Raw genomic sequence first — 20,405 nt, 5'->3', positions numbered from 1 at the left:
AGATGGTCCTAATCGCACTTTGATACTACGTCAGCGATCCAATCAGCAGTATACTTGATGTATCAACTTTTAGGAGGTCTCACCCTGCCCTTAATGCGCATTGATATGATTCGCGGACGCTCACAGTCTGAAATCAAACAAATCTTAGATATTGCTTACCACGCAGCTAGTACCGCGCTTCACTTACGGCCCCGTGACCGTTATCAAATCGTCACGCAACATGACCCAGATGAAATGATTATTGAAGACGTCGGCCTGGGTTTTGAACGAACCTCGGCTTTCTTAATGTTCAGTCTCACTTCTAGCCCGCGCAAGGTGGAAGATAAGCAGCAGTTTTACCAACTTCTGGTTCACGACTTACACCAGCAACTTGGGATTGCGCCAGCAGATGTGATGATTAATATTACAACGAATAGCTATGAAGATTGGTCCTTTGGCGATGGTCAAGCTCAGTTTCTCAACGGCGATTTAGCTTAGTTACGACGCCACTTAGCGAGTACGCAAAAGCCACCCTGGAAATTCAAAATTGAATTTCCAGGGTGGCTTTTGTCATGAGTCAGAACCAGTTGAATAATGGCAGACTTATTTGCAAAAATAAATTGAGCACCGCAGCTTAATTATCAATGTAATATTGACCTTGTCTTGACATTAATTTTCATATAAATAGCCCGCGTCACGCAACGCCTTTTTGATGGCCGCTAACTGTTCCGGGGTCTGATAAGCAACCGTATGGCTGTGCACACCATCCGTCAATTCAGACAGTAAATGCCCCTGTAGTTGTTTGAGCCGCCCCATAAATAAATTAATGTCGCCAATTTCACGAATCTCTAATTCACCCCGTAAGCGGCCATACAACGGATGTTCCACTTCGACGTCTTTAATAACGCCACCGGCTTCAATAATCAGTGCCATTTCTTTAGTCGCCTCGTTCGGAAAATGACGACAAACGAGGACGGCAGTTGGCTGATTGGTTGCTTCCAACTGGTAACCCTGCAAGGTCGCAGCAATTGCCGCACCATGAGCCCGTAACAATGAAATATCCCCGACGATCGTCTGCCGGCTAACTGCGAATTGTTTTGCTAACGTCGTGGCACTGATTGGGGACTGTGCTTGTGATAATTTTGCGCGAATTTGTTCTCGCCGTTCTGCTCCTGTCATGACTCACCCTTCTCACTATTTCGATAGGCTTATTCTAACAGAAAACTTGCAGAATAGCTTTCATCAATTAACAAACTATGCTAAACTAGGTTCACTTCACATAGGTGTCAAGACACCTAAATTCAAACAACGGGATCGATGCATAATGCGCAATTTATCTTTATTAACTGACTTATACGAGTTTTCGATGGCCAATGGATTTTATCACGATTTGCCAACCACCAACGCCACCTTCGACCTCTTTTATCGTCGGGTGCCTGATAACGGTAGTTTTGTGATTGCTGCTGGCTTACAGCAAGTGATTGAGGCCCTTCAAAATAGTCAATTTTCTGATGCTGACTTGGCCTACTTCCGCCAATTAGGCCTTTGGGATGAGCAATTCTTAACGGAATTAGCAAATTTCAAACTTACTTGCGAACTACAGGCGTTACCTGAAGGCACACCCGTCTTTCCACGCGAGCCACTACTCACCGTGACCGGCCCACTGTATCAAGCCCAGTTGTTAGAGACTTTACTGCTCAACATTGTCAATCACCAATCCTTGATTGCGACCAAGGCCCGTCGTCTGAGCGAAGCAGCAGCCGGACGACCGATTATGGAATTCGGCGCCCGCCGTGCACAAGGTCCCGATAGTGCCATTTATGGCACACGCGCGGCTGTGATTGGTGGCGCCAGTAGTACATCCAACGTTCTGGCTGCCAAACAATTCGGCATTCCAGTAGCCGGTACGATGGCGCATAGTTGGATTGAAGCCTTTCCTGATGAATTGACCGCTTTTCGGCAATGGGCCAACCGTTATCCGGATAATAGCGCGCTACTCGTCGATACTTACGATGTCTTAAATTCCGGACTCCCAAACGCCATCACCGTCTTTAAAGAGCTCCGTGCCGCGGGCCATGAACCCGTCGGTATTCGAATCGACTCTGGTGATGTCACCAGACTCTCTCAGGCTGCTCGCGCCCAACTAGACGAAGCGGGCTTTCCGGACGCTAAAATCACCATTTCTAACGCCCTTGATGAAGCGATTCTGACGTCATTACGACACGAAGGTGCGCCAATCGATAATTTTGGTATCGGTGAAAAACTGATTACTAGCGCCTCCTCACCCGTGCTCAGCGGTGTTTACAAACTCGCTGCAACCGAGCAGGACGGCAACATCGCACCCAAAATCAAGGTCAGTGCCAGTCGTGAAAAGCTGACGATTCCGGGTCAAAAACAAGTCTACCGACTCTATCATCGTGGCACGCAGCGCGCCTTTGCAGATTTAATTGCATTAACTTCAGAAACCATCGTCGGACAAACTGAACTAACGGTCGTCAATAGTGACCCAGTCAGTGTCGATCGTGAACAACAGTTGACTAACTTCGAGGCTCGGTCGTTGCTTGAACCCGTTGACCTGACGACAACATCGGCCGTCTCAGTCCAAACCATTCAAGCAAACATGCAGGCCCAACTTGCCGAACTACCACGTGCGACCCAGCGATTGGTCAATCCGGACACTTATCCGGTCTACATGACGACGACCCTCAGCCATTTACAATCTGAGTTGTTGACGCAATTGACGGTGGGTTCGGACTAGCGGACTGCGGCTTATATTTTTGCTCAAAATAGCCGAGATACTTCAGTATGGAAAACTGAGGTATCTCGGCTGTTGATTTTGCAAGCTCATGCCATCATTCATCCACTATTTACGTTTAAAACCATAGATTAGCAATCCCACCTTGCCAACATCCGTCACCCCAACCCGCACAAAACAAGCGTTGTCGCTCGAACACAGTCCGCACGCCAACGCTTGTTCAAATTTTTATCTGCTGATGGTTGCAAAAACACTAGTCAATTTCTAACTGGTCGTTTTCACCAGGCGTCAATACTTTCGTTAGCACCGCAATCAAGTAAGTTCGTTCGCGGTCAAAAGACGTTCCAGGAAACCCCATCATCAGCCGTGCAATATAGCCAAACACCTGGGACAATAGTGTTTGAATGATTAAGTCGTTAGGCCAATCAACCATCAATTTGTCAGCTTTGAGTTGGTCGAGCACACTGCCGACTTGCTGGACCATTTGCGGCGCAATCTGACTTAAAATACGCTCACGACGCGTCGCATCAAACGCCGCCATCTCAAAAATCACTTTTAGTTCTTTAAGATTATTTTGGACAAACTGCATCCGGTCGTTGACGACTGCCGTTAAAAAGGCCTGCAAGCTCGGATAGCGCCGATGCAATTCATCTTCAGAAAAGTCGCTCGCCAAAATCGGTACAATCTTAGCTGCAATCGGTGCTAACACCGCATCACGCAACGCCGCCTTCGTTTTATAGCGACGGTAGACCGTTCCCTCTGCGACGCCGGCCCGCTGTGCGATGTCACTCGTGCTCGTCTGGTCGAAGCCCTTTTCCGCAAACAAGTCCAGGCTAGCTTGTAAGATGGCCCGTTGCTTAGGTGTGATATTCTGATTTTGATCTAAGTCTTGTTGAAAATAATCTCGTATCCGTGGTCGTGCCATGCGCTCACACCTTTCGATAACGTTTCATTCCAACGATATTTAACATCGTCAGAACAACCATGAATCCTACTAATACTAACAAATCAAGGCCGATGTCTGCAAATCCAGCCCCCTTAGTTGCGACTGCCGTTAACGCATCAGCGCCATAGTACAGTGGCATAATGTGGGCAATCACTTGTAACCAGTTGGCCATGCCGTCAACAGGAATTAATCCCGCAAAGAAAATCTGAGGGACCACCACCAACGGAATGAATTGAATCATCTGAAATTCTGAATTGGCAAACGTCGAAATAAAAATACCCAAAGTCAATGCGACTAACGCCAACAACAGATTCGTCAGGAAGACCAATCCCAGGCTCCCCACTAGATGAATCTTAAAGACCGTGATGGCAAATAGGACCGTCACTAGCGTTTGGATGATGGCAAAACAGCCGTAACCAATCAAATAGCCACAAATAATCTCACTGCGCCGAATTGGCGTCGCTAACAACCGACTGAGCGTGCCAGTAGTCCGTTCGTTCAGTAGCGAAATTCCCGAGATTAGGAAAACAAAGAAGAAGACGAAGAACCCCAGAAAGATTGGGAGGAAATTTTCAAAAAAGGTCGAATCACTACTGCCATAAATATAATGAGACTTAGTCGTATAATTTGTTGCTTTAGCTGACTGAGTCGAACTAGACGTCGTGGCTGTGGCCTGCTTGAGTTGCTTTTGTAATTTCTCAGCAGTTGCCTGGTCACCGCGTGCCTGGGCTTGTGCAATGGCAGTTTTAAGCTTCGTCACCGTTGCTTGTGTCTGAGCTGCTGTCAGCTTCTTCAAAGCGGCTTGTTGCGATTCGAGGGCCGCGCGCTGTTTCTTAGTAACGGTCACCAGCGTCTTCATTTTCAACTTAACTAATCCTGATTGTAAACTCGCTTTAATTAAAGACGTGTTGGTTGGATTGCTATTTGAATAAGTAATCGTCAATTGACCATTTTTCTGAGTCAAATAGCCATCTAAATCATGCTGCTTAATCATTTTCCGTGCCTGTGAACTATCATAATGATGAATCGTCACGTTTTTGGTATCGATCACGTTAAACACGGATTGGTCCACATGATGAACGCCTAAGCTCGCTACTTGCGTCGTGTTGTTTTGAAATAAGAAATACATCAGCGTCATAATCAGTAATGGTGCCAAAAACATTAAGGCTAACGTCCGCTTATCTCGTAACAGTTGTTTAAAAACTCGTCTAACGATTGCCATTGTTCGCATCTTGCATCCGCCCCGCTTTCAAAAAGACTTGTTCGATTGTGGCCACATCATACTGTTGTTTCAAATCACGGGGCGTCCCTTGAGCTAACGCGATCCCGCCACGAATCAACATTAAATAGTCGCACCGTTCCGCTTCATCCATTACGTGGGTCGTCACCAACATGGACTTGCCCGTAGCTTTTAACTTATTCAGCTCGGCCCAGATTTGTTGCCGTAATTCCGGATCGATTCCGACGGTCGGTTCATCCAAAATCAGCAATCGCGGATCCTGAATCAGTGCGATTGCTAATGATAACCGGCGTTTCATCCCACCAGAATAACCACTGACCCGCTGATCCAATTGACTTGTTAAATCGACCAATCCCGCTGCATAATCAATCATTTGGACTAACTTCTGCTTAGGCACTGACATCAACTGGCCGAAGAACTTCAGATTCTCACGGGCAGTTAGCGTTTCATACAACGCATCACTTTGCGCCATATAACCAACTTGCGCCATCACCGCCCGATTAGGCATCCGCGTGCCCATCACATCCACGGTGCCCGAATCCACCGCTTCCATGCCTAAAATACTTTTAATCAAGGTTGTCTTCCCAGCACCAGATGGCCCAATCAAGCCGTAAATCATCCCGGATGGCAGTGTTAAGTCAATTTGATTCAAAACTTGTTGTCGCCCAAAACTCTTGCTAACTTGTTGTGCAACCACATAATTCGTTGTCATCTCAAACCCCTTCTTTCAAAAGTGAGTGTTCACTCACTCATTTATTGACTTTAGTATAAAACCGCTAAAGCTTGCTGTCAATGAAAATATGAGTGAACACTCATTTTTATGTATTGCAACAACATTCTAAGTTCATCTCACTAGAAAAAACGCTTTTGTTTCCTAAATTAATTGTAGCCACTATTATCCATTTTTAGAGGTCGCGTCTTTCCACTGAGAGGCGCGAATGACAAGTCAAGCATGCCGAAGTAGCAGATCTATCCAATGATTACGAAAAGCATAAAAGACTTTGCAGCTGTCTTGCCGACAAAGTCTTTTCTAACTAATACACTTTTCACAGTTGATAGGTCGCTCATAGCAAGCGCTATCATTTAAGCCTTCACAATTTTGATTTGGCTGCCAACCTTGATATCAGGATAGTCTGCTTGTTCAACATACAATGAGCCTGGCAGTTTAGCAGTCGTTTCACCTGTAAAACAAACCGCCGTATGTCCCAGACGCCCAAGATTGGTTTGGACCTCATTACCAACCGCCGTAATCTGATATGTCTGATTACCGATTATCAAGCTCATGCCCGGTTTAATCGTGTCTTGCAAGGGCTTGACATTGATAATAAAGCAAGATGGTCGCAACGCGTCCGGTGCTTCATTACCAAATAAAATTGCCATGCCAATCGATTTGAAATCTGGCGTCTCAGCACCAACTTCTAATACTTGTGTCTCAAAAATCGTTTGATTCTTCGTCATCATGATAATCACCTCAAAAAATAATACTATTTTGTATATAATCCAAAACTAGCGATCCAAGCAACAAACACCCGTGGGACCCCATTAATAAACCGACTATACAAAACTGATGGAACCCCAACTTCAACCGTCTTAGCATCCGCTTCAGCCAACCCCAAACCAACGGGAATAAAGTCACAACCGTTTTGCGTATTAATCGCAAACAATGCAGGCAAGGCATATTGTGGTGGAATATTACCTTTTCCAATCTCAACACCGATCAAAGTGCCGACCACTTGTCCGATAACGCCGCCAGGGCCTAATAGTGGGGATAAGAATGGCAGTGAACAAATCAGTCCTAAAATCATAAGGCCCCACACGTTACCTGCTAACGGCTCCATCACTTTGGCAAATACTTTCCCAATACCTGAACCGTTGATAATCCCAACTAGAAGCGCCACAAACGCCATGAACGGGATAATCGTGTTGATAACGGTCTGCACCGCATCCTTAGCCGCTTGGTTGAACGTCGAAACCACTCGTCCAGCACCAATCCCGATTTTAGTTAAGACTCCCGGATTCTGAGCCTGTTGCGTTAACGTTTTTGATTGATCAATACCTTCTGTTGCTGTTTGTGACTCAGTATCCGCAGCTACAGGTTCAGCTGATTTCACGGTTTGAACCGGAACATCATCTTCGGTCCCTAACAACGTGATTTGATCCACGTCCACGTTCGAAACATAATTATCTTCACGCATAAACTGTGCTAATGGGCCACTTTTCCCAGTTGGTAAGACGTTGATCGTCGGAATTCCTTTTTTAGGATAGATGCCACAACGCAGGGTCCCACCACAATCAACAATTGCCAGCGCAGTCTCTTCATCTGGAATCGCCGTTTTAAAGCCATCGACCGCTTCCATCCCAGTCAATTTGGCAATTTTATCGACGATTGCAGGTCGATTACCACCGGTAACATAAATAAATTTGTTTTTGTCAGCAGTTGGTGTGATCGTAAGTGGGCCGCCCCAGCCACCTGCACCTTTAACAACTCGAATGCTATGATATTCTTTACTCATCATCTATCCCTCACTTATCCATCTAAATCGACAGTCTTAGACAGTGTAATCCCTTGTTGTTTACAAACATAGGCCGTTGTAAAGTCGGTGATCCATCCACCAATAAAGTTCATCACAAGCCCGACCAACAAATACCGAACAGCTAAGTCCATCGTATTTAAGCCTAGTTTTTGAACCCCCTGTGCAATTCCTAACCAAATAAAATATTCTGAGGGATTAATGTGTGGAAAAACACCATTACTGGTATGACAGAATTGCGCAATTGCTGCATACCAACTTGGCTTATAATATTCCGGTAAGAAGCGTCCCATTGAGTGGGCCATTGGATTTCCTAACATGAACGCTGAAACAAATGGTAAAATCAAATATCGTGTCACTGGATTCTTGGATGACGCTTTCGCCAACTTAGCCATTCGTTTATCCCCGATGAAGGCAATGATGGCATTCATTAAGACTAACAGTAACAGGACAACTGGAATGATGGAGGACATCCAGCCAACGAACGTCTTACCACCACTCTGAAAAAGTCCCATAAAACCGGATGCGAGATCAGTAATTATTTTCATTATGTTCACCTCAATCATTCATTTGTTTATGCCGACGAGCCATCGTCAGTTTATAAAAAATCGACTTCGCTTTTTCAACCATTGGTAGGCTCCAAATCTTGATTGACGAATCGAATTCACTTGGCGCCAATTGCTTCGTCCGGTAGTTGATGAAATTCTTATAGGCATCTAAGATACAAGCGCGGGTCAATTTATCAAATTCACGTAATGTTGAATAGGATGCCGCAACTTCTGCTAAATTCTGATTTTTCAGAGATTTAATCTCTTTGAACGTGGCAAAAATAGTCACACCCTTCATCATCTGCGCTTCCAAAATGGTCCCTTGTGAGTTCACAGCAATTAAGATCAATGTGCCAGAACGAAACTTTTTGGGCTTTTTACCAATTGCGACCGGTGCTAAGGTTCGCAGATGGTGAAAAGTTCGTGAAAAACTATTAATCTGATGTAATCCTAACAATCCCTGCAATAAAAATGCCCCAACTAATAATATCCCGAAATAAATTAACATTATATTGCCTCCATTAACTGAATAATTGAGCGCGTACTATCATAATTCTTCAAATTATTATAAATATTGCCATTCGCTGCAATACTTCTTATTAAATCATAAACTTGAGACAACACGCGACTCAAATTTGCATCCAGTTGCTTCGGAATTGCGACTAAAAAGACAACCCTAACCTTCTGACCATCAAAACTCGTCGGCATTTTGAATAGTCCCACTGTCACTAGAATTCGTTTCAAGCCCGAGTTATCAATAACATGTGGTAAAGCAACCCCATCACCGAAAATGTTACTCGACTTACGCTCTCGAGCTTTCCAATCGGCAATAAAAGAATGCAGCAATTGGCCTTTATCAATTTCGGACTCAATGAGTTGTTCAACGGCATTCATATACTTGATTGCCTTGTTAAAATGCGTCACTGTGAACTGACATAATCCTTGACTGATGGCATCTGCGACCAACGAAATCTGCAATCGCTGTCTGAGAATCCCCTGATTAAGGATTGAATTAAAGTGAATGACCGGCGCACGCTGGATCAACTCATTTTCGGTAATCAATTGATTGGAGAAAATCAGCAAATATTTTTCAGGGCTCTTCCGTAAGGCTTCTTCAGAGTTAAAAACATCAATTTGTAAGTCTTCATCAACAATGGTAGTCAACTGCTCACTCAAGAACTTTTTCATGCTCTCACTGAAAGGCTTCACTAACGCAATGCGATGAATAATCGGTGTCATCATATATTCTTCCAGTTCCATTTGAAAGTAGACGGCTAGATAACCGACTTCTTGTTGCTTAATTTGTAACTGTAATCGCCTCGATAACGCAGCCACAGTCTCACTAGCCAGTTCAGCGGCAACTGGATATTTATTCAGCATATCATTAGAAATGAAATTTTCAGTTTCCACATGGAAGACCGCGCGATTGATTAAGAACAGTAAATGATATTGCAATTCGGTCAATAATCGTTGAAAATCTAGCTGAACGTCGAGATGAGCCTTTATTTTTGGAAAAATAGCTTGCATTAGTGTGCCTATTTGACTGAGACCGCTTGTAATTAATTGTGGATCATCAATCCCCAGCTTCTTAATACTAAGCGGATAAGCGATAAAGGCCCACTCAGTAGTCGTCAGTGACTGTCCGACAATCGTCGTTACTAATTCACGAAGCGGTTGGGTTTGTGAATCATTAACGACCACCGTATAATGTTTGATCTGATCATCAATACGGATATCGTATTGTTGTAGCCACTTGACCACCGCAATATTTCGTTTAATCATACTAACCGTATTGTCACTCGCATCAAGCTGCTTGATCAGGTTAACCAATTTCACATCAGTTTGTTGTTTCCAAGTCAACTCCAATTCATAGTACTTACCAACCAAATTTCTGGTCACAGCAGCTAATTCATAATCGCGAGCAGCCGCCAACCGGATACCCCGATTAGTTTTGGCCTGAATCGTAATACCATACGGCGTTAGTTTAGCTTTCAATTCTTTCAGGTCATTGGTCAATGTTCCATGACTAACCGCCAAAGAATCCGCCAAATCGTCAATCACAAGATAGTTTGATAAGTGTTTGATTAATTCTTTTAAAATGGTCACCTGCCGCTTATCTGGATCATTAAAATCCAAATCACGCTTCAAAAAGAAGGTTTGAATTTTTGCGACTTCGGCATAATTGTTAATGATCAGATAAAACTTTGACCCGTTCATATTTATTTTGGCAATCCCATTCAAATACTCGTTAATATCACGAACATTCTTAATGATTGTTGACCGCGAAAGCGCGAACTGATTGCGAATTTCTCTGAGCGTTAATGCATCATTATTGATAAAAAAATTTAGCATTTCAAAATTCTGTCTGTTCATTTTATCACCACGCTATTCTAGCCGCGGCTCTTTCCACCCGCAACATTGATTGTAACGCCCGTAATGTAGCTGGCCCGATCTGATAATAAGTAATTAACTGCATCTGCAACTTCAGATAATTTGCCGCTACGTCCTAATGGCGTCGTTGTTGTACTCTTGTAACCGGCCCGAATATCAGCCACTGTCTTGTGCCGAGTATAGGCCAGCGCTTCTTCATAACTTGAGGTGCGCAATCCCGTTGCTTCCATGATACCTGGTGCCACACCAACAACTCTGATATGATGCTCACCTAATTCTTTTGCCCATGAACGCGTGAAACCATTAATGGCCCCCTTAGTTGCAGAGTATACACTTTGACCCTGAGAACCTTCAAGTCCCGCTTCGGAGGACATATTTACGATGACACCATACTGTTGCTTCTCAAATTGATGCGTTGCCGCTTGTGACATCAGAAAGACGCTTTGCACATTTACCGCAAACATTTTTTGAAAATCTTGTTGGGTAAACTCATATTTTCCAAACGGTTCTTGCGCGTCTGCCAACAGCCGTGGTAAATTAATCCCGGCATTATTGACCAAGCCATCGAGCTTACCTTGATCCGTGACGACCTGTTTTACTAGTGATGTCACCGCATCCTGATTCGTAACATCCGTTTCAACAAAATGTAAATTAGGATGATTTAATTCTGGCTGATTCAAATCAGCATCATAGACAATTGCTTCGTTATTCAACAATTCCGTCACAATGGCTGCACCAATACCAGATGATCCACCCGTTACCACGTAGACGCGACCAGTTAAATTAATCCAATTATTCATAAAATGACACTCCTCGTATAATGTGACTTGCTTTTGTTTACAAATACATCATAGATGAAAGCGCATTCACCATTAAGCCAACATTTTACGACCACTGAGTTCAAATTATTAGCTTAATTGTTTCAATCTATTCTTACACAACAAAAAAGACGTAGCATCGTTTGATTACTGCGTCTCAATACATCTCTATTAACAGGCACATTATTAATACATGTTGTCCGCCGATTTAGTTTCTACTATTTTCATGTAATAACGAACTACCTACTCGCCCTCAACCGCCAACAGCAATTTCCGCCCTAGATCATAATCCAATTGTCGTTCGGATTCCGGCATCATATCGCCACCAGTTGCCCAGACGATGTGGGTCACATTTTTGCCAGCGAGTTCAGGAAACTGATTAGTGATGGGTGCGATGGCGGTAAACCCAGCGGCTGCAGATGGTTCGACCATCACTTGCTCCGTGTCCAACAACTTAGTCAAATACTTATAAAGCTCATTGTCTTCAAAGGTGGCGGTTCCTAATAGTAAGGTCCGCATGATTTTGCCCGCTAACCGGGATGGGCGACTAACCGCGAGTCCATCCGCTGCCGTCAAGCCATCTAAACCGATATCCTGAACAGCGATTTTTTCATTGAGCTTGGTCATCATGCCCAGGGTGACGGATGGGACGTGGGTCGGTTCGCAAAAGACCGGATAGATGGCGTCGCCCATGATCATCTTCAGCCCGAACGCCACGCCACTCGGACTACCACCGACGCCGGCTGGCAGATAAACGACGACTGGATGTTGGTCGTCTAACGGAATGCCCTGCGTCTTTAATTGGTGCTGCAAACGCACACCAGCCACCGCATAGCCTAAGAACAAGTCCCGAGAGCCCTCATCATCGACAAAATGGGTATGCGGATCCTTAGCTGCCGCCGCTCGTGCGACTGGAATCACACTGGAAAAGTCCGTGTTCAGTTCTTCAACTGTGACGCCATTAGCACGTAACTTATCTTTCTTCCACTGCCGGGCGTCGTGTGACATGTACACCGTCGTTTTAAAGCCAAAGGTTGCGGCCATGATACCCACGCTGAGTGCCAAATTACCAGTCGACGCTACAATCACACCATATTGTGCGAACAAGTCATGATACTTGGGCGTGGCCAGTACGCTGTAATCGTCCATGTACGTTAAATCCGTATGCGTCATGGCGACCTGTTCGGCGAATTTCAGCACTTCATAAATGCCACCGCGTGACTTGATCGACCCTGAAATCGGTAACTGACTGTCCGCCTTGAGATACAATTGCCCTGCCAAAGATTGATGATTGATAGCCTCCCACGCCGGTTGCATATGCTGGAGCTTCAATAGTGGCGATTCAATCACGCCATTCATCGCTGCTGTTTCTGGAAAAGCGACGGCTAAGAAGGGCGCAAAACGCTCCCAGCGCACCACCGCATCAAAAATATCTGCCCGCGTCAATGGCAACTCAGCCGATTCGCCATAATCCGGGTTACGCCAAACAATCGGCTGTTCTGCCATTAAATCCTTGATCTGTGGGTGCTTTTCAATCATTACCGTTGTATCCATACTTTCAGGTCCTTTTCGTTTAATTGATTCATGTTAGATAACATGACACCACTTTCGTTCATCATTTAACCACACTTAGCCCGCTTTAACAATCCTTGGCGCCGAATTCACCTGAATTGTTGGTTGAGCGACCCAACATGCGGAGTAAACCAGCAAAAGGAATGCCTGGGTACACGCATTGTGCAGTTCATTTGGCATGAATCAGAATTAAAAAGTGCCAGTTCTTAAGTTCAAAGGCAGCCAGCTGAGACCCGCTGGAAAAAGTGCGAGTTAGCGTAAACTTTCTGTGGTAGATGCTTCCTACGCCGGCTTCCAGGCATTCTGGGCAATGGCCGGAACGTGTTGGACACAGATTTAAGCCGACAGCCCACGTCTTAAATACTGGTCTTTCACTAACCAAGCATAGGACGCTTGCTAAGTGAAATTTCACCACTGGGCCTTGCCCAGAATACCTTCCAGCCGGGATAGTATTCGAAAGGCAGACATTTGCGGACCCAACTTTTTGTTGGATTAGTCGTTGGCTCCTAAGTAGACGGTCATTTTGATATTGAACTGTCAGACTGGTTTCTAGCAATCGCTAATTTTTTCACCCATGATTTAAGGCTTCAGACAAACAACTTCACTGAGTTTGTCTGAATTTTCTCCACTCGTCTGAGATAGCAAAATCTTGAATTCTTGGGAAACGTTACTTTATAGACTAAATCCAAGTCTAGTTTTCGTCGAAATTAGCGGTATTGAGATGAATAAATAATCCTCAGGTAATTTTCTCAGTAATTGAATGCCATCAGTTATCTTCCGTACCGAATAAGCCTTTGCCTGAAGGACCTGTCACTAAATATTCAGTAGCCAATTGTACCCAGGTCGGTGCCCGTTCATCTGCCATTCGAGCGGGTTCCCGGCCGGAGGGGCTGGCTGACAATGCTCAAGGGCGAAGTTCTTCTTGTCCGGGTGGGTTTCCCGGGCTAGAAGAAGACTCGTATTTGAAATTGCGCAGCGGTTTTCTGCGTGAGTTCAAATCGTTCAAATCGATGTCCGCCCTGTTCCAGCATTGTCAGACAGCCCCGGAAGTCGGAATAAGACGCACCCCCGGCTGACAAACAGCAAACCACCTAGCACTTTTAATCCCGAACTCAAAAACGGCGTTCAAAGCCCATTCGCTTTAAACACCGTTTGCTGATTCATTGTTAACTTTGGTAAACTAACTGCTCAGTTCAGTTGAGTATAACCCGTGCATCGCATCCGAGAACCCTATTTCAAGTCTGCACCGTTAGTCCGGATGACTTTTTGATACCAGTAGAATGAGTCCTTCTTGGAACGGTCTAGTGTCCCCTGGCCTTCATCGTCTTTGTCGACGTAAATGAAGCCGTAACGTTTCGACATCTGACCAGTCCCAGCGGAGACCAAGTCAATGCAACCCCATGGCGTGTAGCCAATCAGGTCGACACCGTCTTCATTGACCGCTTTGATCATTTCACTGATGTGCGCGCGTAGATAGTCAATCCGGTATGGATCGTGGATACTGCCATCGGCTTCGACCTTATCGCGAGCACCCAGCCCGTTTTCAACGATCATCATTGGCTTGTTGTAACGGTCTTGCAACCAGTTCAAGGAATAGCGTAGGCCTTCTGGGTCAATTGGCCAATCCCATTCACTCGTCTTCAGATATGGATTATCGACTGCTTCTGGACCGACGTAGCGATAATCTGGGTTGTCATCTTGAGCAGCGACCGTGTTGGAGTTGTAGTAACTGAACCCAATATAATCCACGGTGCCTTCCTTCAAGACTTGCCGGTCTTCAGCCGTGATGTCAGGCCGGAAGCCAGTCCGCTTGAAGTAGGCTTCCATGTTATTTGGATAGTAACCCCATGATTGCACATCCGCAAACCAGTAGCGCCGTTGCATGGCTTTTTCAGCTTGCATGATATCTTGTGGCTTAGCCGTTGCCGGGTAAATTGGCGTCATGTTGATCATGTTCCCAATCTGGAAATCTGGGTTGATTGCATGCCCGATTTTAACTGCCAAGGCACTCGCAACCACTTCGTAATGGGCGGCTTGATACATCAAAGCTTCTGCATCAGGATCATCTGGTTTGAGGACCAAACCGGAATCAGTTGCCATCAAGAATTGATTGGTATAGTTCGTTTGATTGTTGATTTCGTTAAACGTCATCCAGTACTTCACTTTGTTCTTGTAACGCTTGAAGACTGTTTCAGCGTAGTGTACAAAGAAGTCGATGACCTTGCGCGAACGCCAACCACCGTATTCTTTGACTAAGTGGTATGGCATTTCAAAGTGCGCTAAGGTGATGACCGGTTCGATGCCGTATTGGTGACAAGTATCAAACATGTCGTCGTAAAACTTCAAACCTTCCTCATTGGGTTCCGTTTCGTCGCCATTCGGGAAAATCCGCGTCCAGGCAATCGATGTCCGGAAACACTTAAAGCCCATTTCGGCAAATAACTTAATATCTTCCTTATAGTGATGATAAAAATCAATGCCTTCATGGTTGGGATAATTTTTACCGGCAATCACGCCATCAGTAATTTCACGTGGCACCCCATTGGCACCAGCGGTCATGACGTCAGCGACACTGACCCCTTTACCGCCAGCTTGCCAACCGCCTTCTAATTGATGGGCGGCAACCGCGCCACCCCATAAAAAGTCCGAACGTAATCCACTTGTCTCTGCCATACTACTTCATCCTTTCGCTATAAATCTTCACCATCACTCGCAATGACCTTCTGGAACCAGTCAAAGGAGTCCTTCTTCGAGCGGTCAAAACTACCATGGCCATCGTCATCCGCGTCAACGTAGATGAAACCATAGCGTTTGGCCATTTCACCGGTACTTGCCGAGACCAAATCAATGCAGCCCCATGGCGTGTAACCAATCAGGTCGACGCCGTCTAAGGCAACCGCTTCTTCCATCGCTAAAATGTGATCACGGAAGTAGCTGATACGATAATCGTCATGGACACTGCCATCGGCTTCCTTCTTATCATAAGCACCAAAACCATTTTCAACGATGAATTGTGGCAAGTGCCAACGATCCTGCATCCAGTTCATCGCGTAGCGCAGCCCAGTTGGGTCGATCTGCCAGCCCCAGTCCGACTTTTCAACGTACGGATTGTCAACAAAATCATCTGGTTCCTTGAAGTCGTAGTCCGAGTCACCATCATGGCCCTTGGTCACAAACGACATGTAGTAGCTGAAGCCAACATAATCGACCGTGCCGGCTTTCAACGTTGCCAAATCAGCCGCCGTAATATCCATATCAAAGCCTTTACGTTCAAAATACTTCGGTAACCACTTTGGATACTCGCCTAAGCAGTGGACATCGCCGAACCAGTAACGTTTCTGCATTGCCCGTTCGGCCATCATGATATCCGCTGGTTTGGCCGTCAGTGGATAGATTGGGCACATCGCCACCATACAACCAATCTGGAAGTCCGGATTAATCGCATGTCCCGCCTGAACGGCCAGCGCGCTCGCCACGAGTTCATAGTGGGCAGCTTGATACATCGCTTGTTCCCAGTTGTCATCCTTACCGAGTTGTAACCCGGAGTTTTGTAATAACGGATGGGGGTCGCTCCACGCCGTCTGATTATTGATTTCATTAAAGGTCATCCAATACTTGACCTTATCTTGATAACGTTCAAATACGACCTTCGCAAAGTGCAAGAAGAAGTCGATCATCTTCCGATTGCTAAAGCCACCATATGCCTTAACGAGGTGATAAGGCATTTCAAAGTGGGATAGCGTCACGACCGGCTGAATGCCGTGTGAGAGCAAGTCATCAAATAAGTCGTCATAGAATTTCAACCCTGCTTCATTTGGCTCAGCTTCATCACCATTCGGGAAGATTCGGGTCCAGGCAATCGATGTCCGAAAACATTTAAAACCCATTTCGGCAAATAATTGGTCATCTTCTGGATAACGGTGGTAGAAGTCATTGCCCCAATGGTTCGGGTAGACTTCCCCTTCCTTGACGCCATCCGTGACCTTGCGGGGAACGCCATTGCGACCAGCAGTCATGACATCAGCAATGCTGACCCCTTTACCGCCAGCTTGCCAGCCACCCTCTAATTGATGGGCCGCGACCGCGCCACCCCACAGAAAATCTTTCGGCATTTTGTATCCTTTTGTCATGAACTAATTCCCTCCATTAATGCTGCTCAGTTAGCCTGAGTTACAGTCTTCGTAAGCTTAACAAACATTGGCCGCGTAACCGCCACGTCCACGCGTTAAGCACCCGTCATCATTTTTGACTACGGCATGAATGAAAAAACAAGCCCAGACCAACACCAGCAGGTATTTGCCTAGGCTCCAATTAATTAATTACTTTGCTTCGTCAGCAGCTAAGCGACGATAAACGTCCACGACTTCACCAGCTAAATCCCGGAAAGTAATGGCATTCATGATATGATCTTGTGAATGTACGAGTAATAATGAGACGTGGGTATGTTCACCCTGTGCTTCTGCGGTCAGCATCGAAGTTTGTGAATTGTGTGCTTCCGTCAAGAAGTTATCGGCTTCCTTCAACTTCGCATCCGCAGTTTCAAAATCGCCTTCCTTAGCAGCTTTAATTGCTTCGAAAGCGGAACTCTTTGCATTACCACCATTAACGATCAGTCCCATGATAGTTTCAAGACTTGCTTCAACTTCTTTAGTTTGTTCTTCTGCCATTGCCCTCATCCTTTTAGCGTTTTTTCGTGTGCGTGACAATCAAAATGCCACCACGCCCGGTAAAACTACCGTGGCATGGTCGCATCGATAATTCATTGATTAGTTAGCTTTTGCAATTGATGCTTCTGCTTCCTTCAAAACTTTTTCGCCGTTCATCATCCCGTAGTCTTGCATGTTGATTACTTCAACTGGAATATCCACGCGCTTCTGGAAATCACTTAACATGTAACGAACTTGTGGTCCAAGCATTAAAATGTCAGGATTTTTTTCAGCCAACTTAGCATCGGCGTCACTGGCAGCGGTTGCAAAAATATCTGCATCGATACCTTCTGCTTCAGCAGCCTTTTGCATCTTGGATACTAATAATGACGTTGACATCCCAGCGGCACATACCAACATAATTGTTCTTTCAGCCATAATAAACACGCTCCTAGATCGTTTTAAATTTATATGTTACAGCGGTTGCTTTAATAAACCGCTTTCATTACAATTAGAATTATAAGTCATGGGTACAAATTTGACAAGCGTTATTAATCAGATATCTGCAATTTATTTAATTTGTACCTACAAATTATGCTATGACATTAACTTTGAAAGAAGTGGTTTCTATGTATCGTGAGATTGCGACCAAGCTCGTCGCCGCCATTCAAGACGGTGTTTTTACTGTCAAATTACCCACCGAAGCACAATTAATGGAACGCTACCATGCGAGTCGGAATACGATTCGTAAAGCCATCGATTTAATCTACCAACAGGGCTTACTCCGCCGGGTTCAAGGGAGTGGCTATTACATTACCAATATCCAGTTACAACATAAAACGGTCGTCAACTTGTCGGCTCGCTCACTCTTCAATAGTAATCTGCATCCACGCAACCTGAAGTCCAAAGTGCTCACCTTTGATACCGTCAAGGGTGACAGTGCATTGAGTCACCAACTCGGAATTCCAATAGACGAAGAACTGTACCGCATCATTCGTCTGCGCTACTGGCACGATCAACTCTACTGCCTGGAAAAAGCGTACTATCTACGTTCGGTCGTCCCCTACCTCTCCACGGAGGCCGTCAATAGCTCGATTTGGGATTTCATCAACGAAGCATACGGCATCGGCATCGCCAATAGTGATGACTACCTGTCTCTCACCAACTTGAGTAAGGAAGAGGCCGAGCTGATGGACCTCGGGCACGGTGATACTTATTTGGCCCTCGATTCATCCAATTATTATAAAAATAATGGATTGCTTGATTTCTCACACACCGTCTTCGTTTATCCCGACTTAGCGCTCTATTTCCATACCACCAATTTGGCAAATAATTAATTTATGGCTAAAAAAGGGGATTTGACTACAAATTCATCACAATTTATGGGTATACTAGTAATAGTATTCAAATTTACGATGGAGGAATTAGCGTGTCAGCACCCCTTTTTTCAGTGGTTGTACCAGCTTACAACCAGCATAAATTTATAGACAGCTGCTTGACTAGTCTGCAACGCCAAACCCTGACCGACTTCGAAGTCTATGTGGTTGACGATTGCTCGACTGACGACACTGGCGAACAAATTGCCGCGTTAATCAAAGGTGATGACCGGTTCCACGTGATTACCCACACGACTAACCGGGGCGTCTCCGCAGCTCGTAATTCCGGTATGGCTGCTGCCAAGGGCAAGTACCTTTGTTTTGTTGACGGCGACGACTGGGTCGAACCAGATTTTCTGGCCACCTTCCTAGCCGCCTATCAAGCAGCCCCGAATACGCAACTCGTTGTCTGTGGGCACTATGGTTACTTAGCTGTTCCTAGTCCCGCTAAAACTTACAGTCAAAAAGATTTGATTGCCAACATCAATTTTGGGACCGTCGGCGGTTTTTCGTGGAATAAAGCATTCATTCGCGAGATTATTACCACCCACCACCTGACCTTCAACGAAGATATCAACTTTCTGGAAGACCAACTGTTTGCCTTCCGCTACGCCAACTACGTACAGTCCTCCGAATACGTACCGGATCGGACTTACCATTACCGTTGGCGCTTCCGGAGCAACCTCGCACATATCGGCATTCCGTTCTTCGTTGCCCGTCGCAAAATGATGAAGATTCTCAAGCAGGAAAAAAAGCAAGTTCTGAATGAAGATTGGAATAATCAATAAGCTTAAGACGTCCCTTATTTGGGACGTCTTTTGTTTTAGCTGATCACTATATGTATGATAATCGCCGTTATTTTCTGGCATGAATCATGATTAAAAAATGCCAAGTTGGCTTGCTGTTCGTCAGCAGAGCCGCGCCCTATTCCGACCTCCGGGGCTGGCTGACAACGCTGGAACAGGGCGGACATCGATTTGAACTCACGCAGAACCCCACTGCGCAATTTCAAATACGAGTCTTCTTCTAGCCCGGGAAAACCGCCCGGACAAGAAGAATTTCGTCCTTGAGCATTGTCAGCCAGCCCCTACAGTCGGGAAGCCGTTCGAATGGCGGATGAACGGCCACCTATCTGGGTACAATTGACCAATGAATATTTAGTTGCAGTAACTTCAAGTAAACTTTGAATCAGCATTACACTGATTTGTCGCATTTAAATGTTGGTAAAATGCCATGAAATTAGTCGATAGTCCTGGCTTCACTTAGCATATTGTCATCTCAGGTGAGTAGACAAAATCTATACAACCTTCAGTAATACTGAAGATTCGCAGAATTGACATACAACAGGATAGTCTGGAAACTTGCCAGTCTTACAGCCGAATGTCAACATGGCGTGTGCCAAATATCAACGACCAGTTCATTTCAAGTTGAGTTCGCACATGTCTGCCTTTCGAATACAATCCCGGCTGGAAGGTATTCTGGGCAAGGCCCAGTGGTGAAATTTCACTTAGCAAGCGTTTTTGGCTTGGTTAGTGAAAGACCAGTATTTAAGACGTGATTTGTCGGCTTAAATCTGTGTCCATCACGTTCCGGCCATTGCCCA

General features: G+C 45.3%; 19 protein-coding genes. 4 read left to right on the top strand and 15 right to left on the bottom strand.

The genetic code is table 11. From position 1 onward, the window contains the following. Positions 1-84 precede the first annotated feature (84 nt). Positions 85-477, top strand: a complete 393-nt coding sequence (locus tag MZO40_RS06715) for a tautomerase family protein (protein ID WP_050339733.1) — start codon at positions 85-87, stop codon at positions 475-477. 171 nt (positions 478-648) lie between these two features. On the opposite strand, the gene MZO40_RS06710 is transcribed toward MZO40_RS06715, so the two are convergent. Beyond that, positions 649-1,158, bottom strand: coding sequence for a transcription repressor NadR (locus MZO40_RS06710; RefSeq protein WP_088770871.1), 510 nt, complete (start codon positions 1,156-1,158; stop codon positions 649-651). Positions 1,159-1,303: 145 nt separating this feature from the next. On the opposite strand from MZO40_RS06710, the gene MZO40_RS06705 reads away from it, so the two are divergent. Beyond that, on the top strand, positions 1,304-2,737 hold the full coding sequence (locus tag MZO40_RS06705) for a nicotinate phosphoribosyltransferase (protein WP_105961121.1): 1,434 nt from the start codon (positions 1,304-1,306) through the stop codon (positions 2,735-2,737). 250 nt (positions 2,738-2,987) lie between these two features. Here the strand turns inward: MZO40_RS06705 and MZO40_RS06700 are convergent, their stop codons facing one another. The 14 genes from MZO40_RS06700 to MZO40_RS06635 form a co-directional block, all read right to left on the bottom strand. Further along, the gene (locus tag MZO40_RS06700) at positions 2,988-3,659 is read right to left on the bottom strand and encodes a TetR/AcrR family transcriptional regulator (protein ID WP_101873024.1); all 672 of its coding nucleotides are present in this window, start codon (positions 3,657-3,659) and stop codon (positions 2,988-2,990) included. 4 nt (positions 3,660-3,663) lie between these two features. Then, a complete protein-coding gene (locus MZO40_RS06695; RefSeq protein ID WP_105961122.1) occupies positions 3,664-4,911 on the bottom strand; it encodes an ABC transporter permease in 1,248 nt (415 codons plus the stop codon). Further along, the gene (locus MZO40_RS06690) at positions 4,889-5,632 is read right to left on the bottom strand and encodes an ABC transporter ATP-binding protein (protein ID WP_105961123.1); all 744 of its coding nucleotides are present in this window, start codon (positions 5,630-5,632) and stop codon (positions 4,889-4,891) included. Before MZO40_RS06690 ends, MZO40_RS06695 begins: the two co-directional genes overlap by 23 nt. Positions 5,633-6,003: 371 nt before the next feature. Continuing rightward, positions 6,004-6,381 carry a PTS glucitol/sorbitol transporter subunit IIA gene (locus tag MZO40_RS06685; protein WP_105961124.1) on the bottom strand — a complete coding sequence of 126 codons (378 nt, stop codon included), beginning with the start codon at positions 6,379-6,381 and terminating at the stop codon, positions 6,004-6,006. Positions 6,382-6,404: 23 nt separating this feature from the next. Further along, complete coding sequence (locus MZO40_RS06680; protein WP_050339742.1) at positions 6,405-7,433, bottom strand: PTS glucitol/sorbitol transporter subunit IIB; 1,029 nt, start codon at positions 7,431-7,433, stop codon at positions 6,405-6,407. A 14-nt stretch (positions 7,434-7,447) separates the two neighbouring features. After that, the gene (locus tag MZO40_RS06675; RefSeq protein WP_050339744.1) at positions 7,448-7,999 is read right to left on the bottom strand and encodes a PTS glucitol/sorbitol transporter subunit IIC; all 552 of its coding nucleotides are present in this window, start codon (positions 7,997-7,999) and stop codon (positions 7,448-7,450) included. Between the two features lie 10 nt (positions 8,000-8,009). Beyond that, positions 8,010-8,507, bottom strand: a complete 498-nt coding sequence (locus MZO40_RS06670; protein WP_050339746.1) for a transcriptional regulator GutM — start codon at positions 8,505-8,507, stop codon at positions 8,010-8,012. Next, entirely contained in the window at positions 8,507-10,351 is a 1,845-nt protein-coding gene (locus MZO40_RS06665; protein ID WP_225424045.1) for a PRD domain-containing protein, read from the bottom strand. Before MZO40_RS06665 ends, MZO40_RS06670 begins: the two co-directional genes overlap by 1 nt. 38 nt (positions 10,352-10,389) lie before the next feature. Beyond that, positions 10,390-11,190, bottom strand: coding sequence for an SDR family oxidoreductase (locus MZO40_RS06660; protein ID WP_050337647.1), 801 nt, complete (start codon positions 11,188-11,190; stop codon positions 10,390-10,392). A gap of 261 nt (positions 11,191-11,451) precedes the next feature. Further along, complete coding sequence (locus MZO40_RS06655) at positions 11,452-12,762, bottom strand: D-serine ammonia-lyase (protein WP_105923830.1); 1,311 nt, start codon at positions 12,760-12,762, stop codon at positions 11,452-11,454. Positions 12,763-14,010: 1,248 nt separating this feature from the next. Further along, complete coding sequence (locus tag MZO40_RS06650) at positions 14,011-15,453, bottom strand: 6-phospho-beta-glucosidase (RefSeq protein ID WP_101873019.1); 1,443 nt, start codon at positions 15,451-15,453, stop codon at positions 14,011-14,013. A 17-nt stretch (positions 15,454-15,470) separates the two neighbouring features. Further along, on the bottom strand, positions 15,471-16,910 hold the full coding sequence (locus MZO40_RS06645; RefSeq protein WP_050337653.1) for a 6-phospho-beta-glucosidase: 1,440 nt from the start codon (positions 16,908-16,910) through the stop codon (positions 15,471-15,473). Positions 16,911-17,099: 189 nt separating this feature from the next. Beyond that, positions 17,100-17,447 (bottom strand): PTS lactose/cellobiose transporter subunit IIA, encoded by a 348-nt coding sequence (locus MZO40_RS06640; protein WP_003639489.1) that lies wholly within the window; start codon positions 17,445-17,447, stop codon positions 17,100-17,102. Between the two features lie 99 nt (positions 17,448-17,546). After that, positions 17,547-17,864, bottom strand: coding sequence for a PTS sugar transporter subunit IIB (locus MZO40_RS06635; RefSeq protein WP_003639490.1), 318 nt, complete (start codon positions 17,862-17,864; stop codon positions 17,547-17,549). A 191-nt stretch (positions 17,865-18,055) separates the two neighbouring features. Between MZO40_RS06635 and MZO40_RS06630 the strand changes: the two genes are divergently transcribed. Further along, positions 18,056-18,763, top strand: coding sequence for a GntR family transcriptional regulator (locus MZO40_RS06630; protein WP_050337656.1), 708 nt, complete (start codon positions 18,056-18,058; stop codon positions 18,761-18,763). 92 nt (positions 18,764-18,855) lie between these two features. Further along, entirely contained in the window at positions 18,856-19,590 is a 735-nt protein-coding gene (locus tag MZO40_RS06625; RefSeq protein WP_050337658.1) for a glycosyltransferase family A protein, read from the top strand. The last annotated feature ends 815 nt before the right edge of the window (positions 19,591-20,405 follow it).

This window comes from Lactiplantibacillus sp. B652, assembly GCF_023806745.1.
GTDB lineage: Bacteria > Bacillota > Bacilli > Lactobacillales > Lactobacillaceae > Lactiplantibacillus > Lactiplantibacillus pentosus.
Note: the sequence above shows the minus strand (reverse complement) of the source record. Positions and strands in the feature narration are given on the sequence as shown.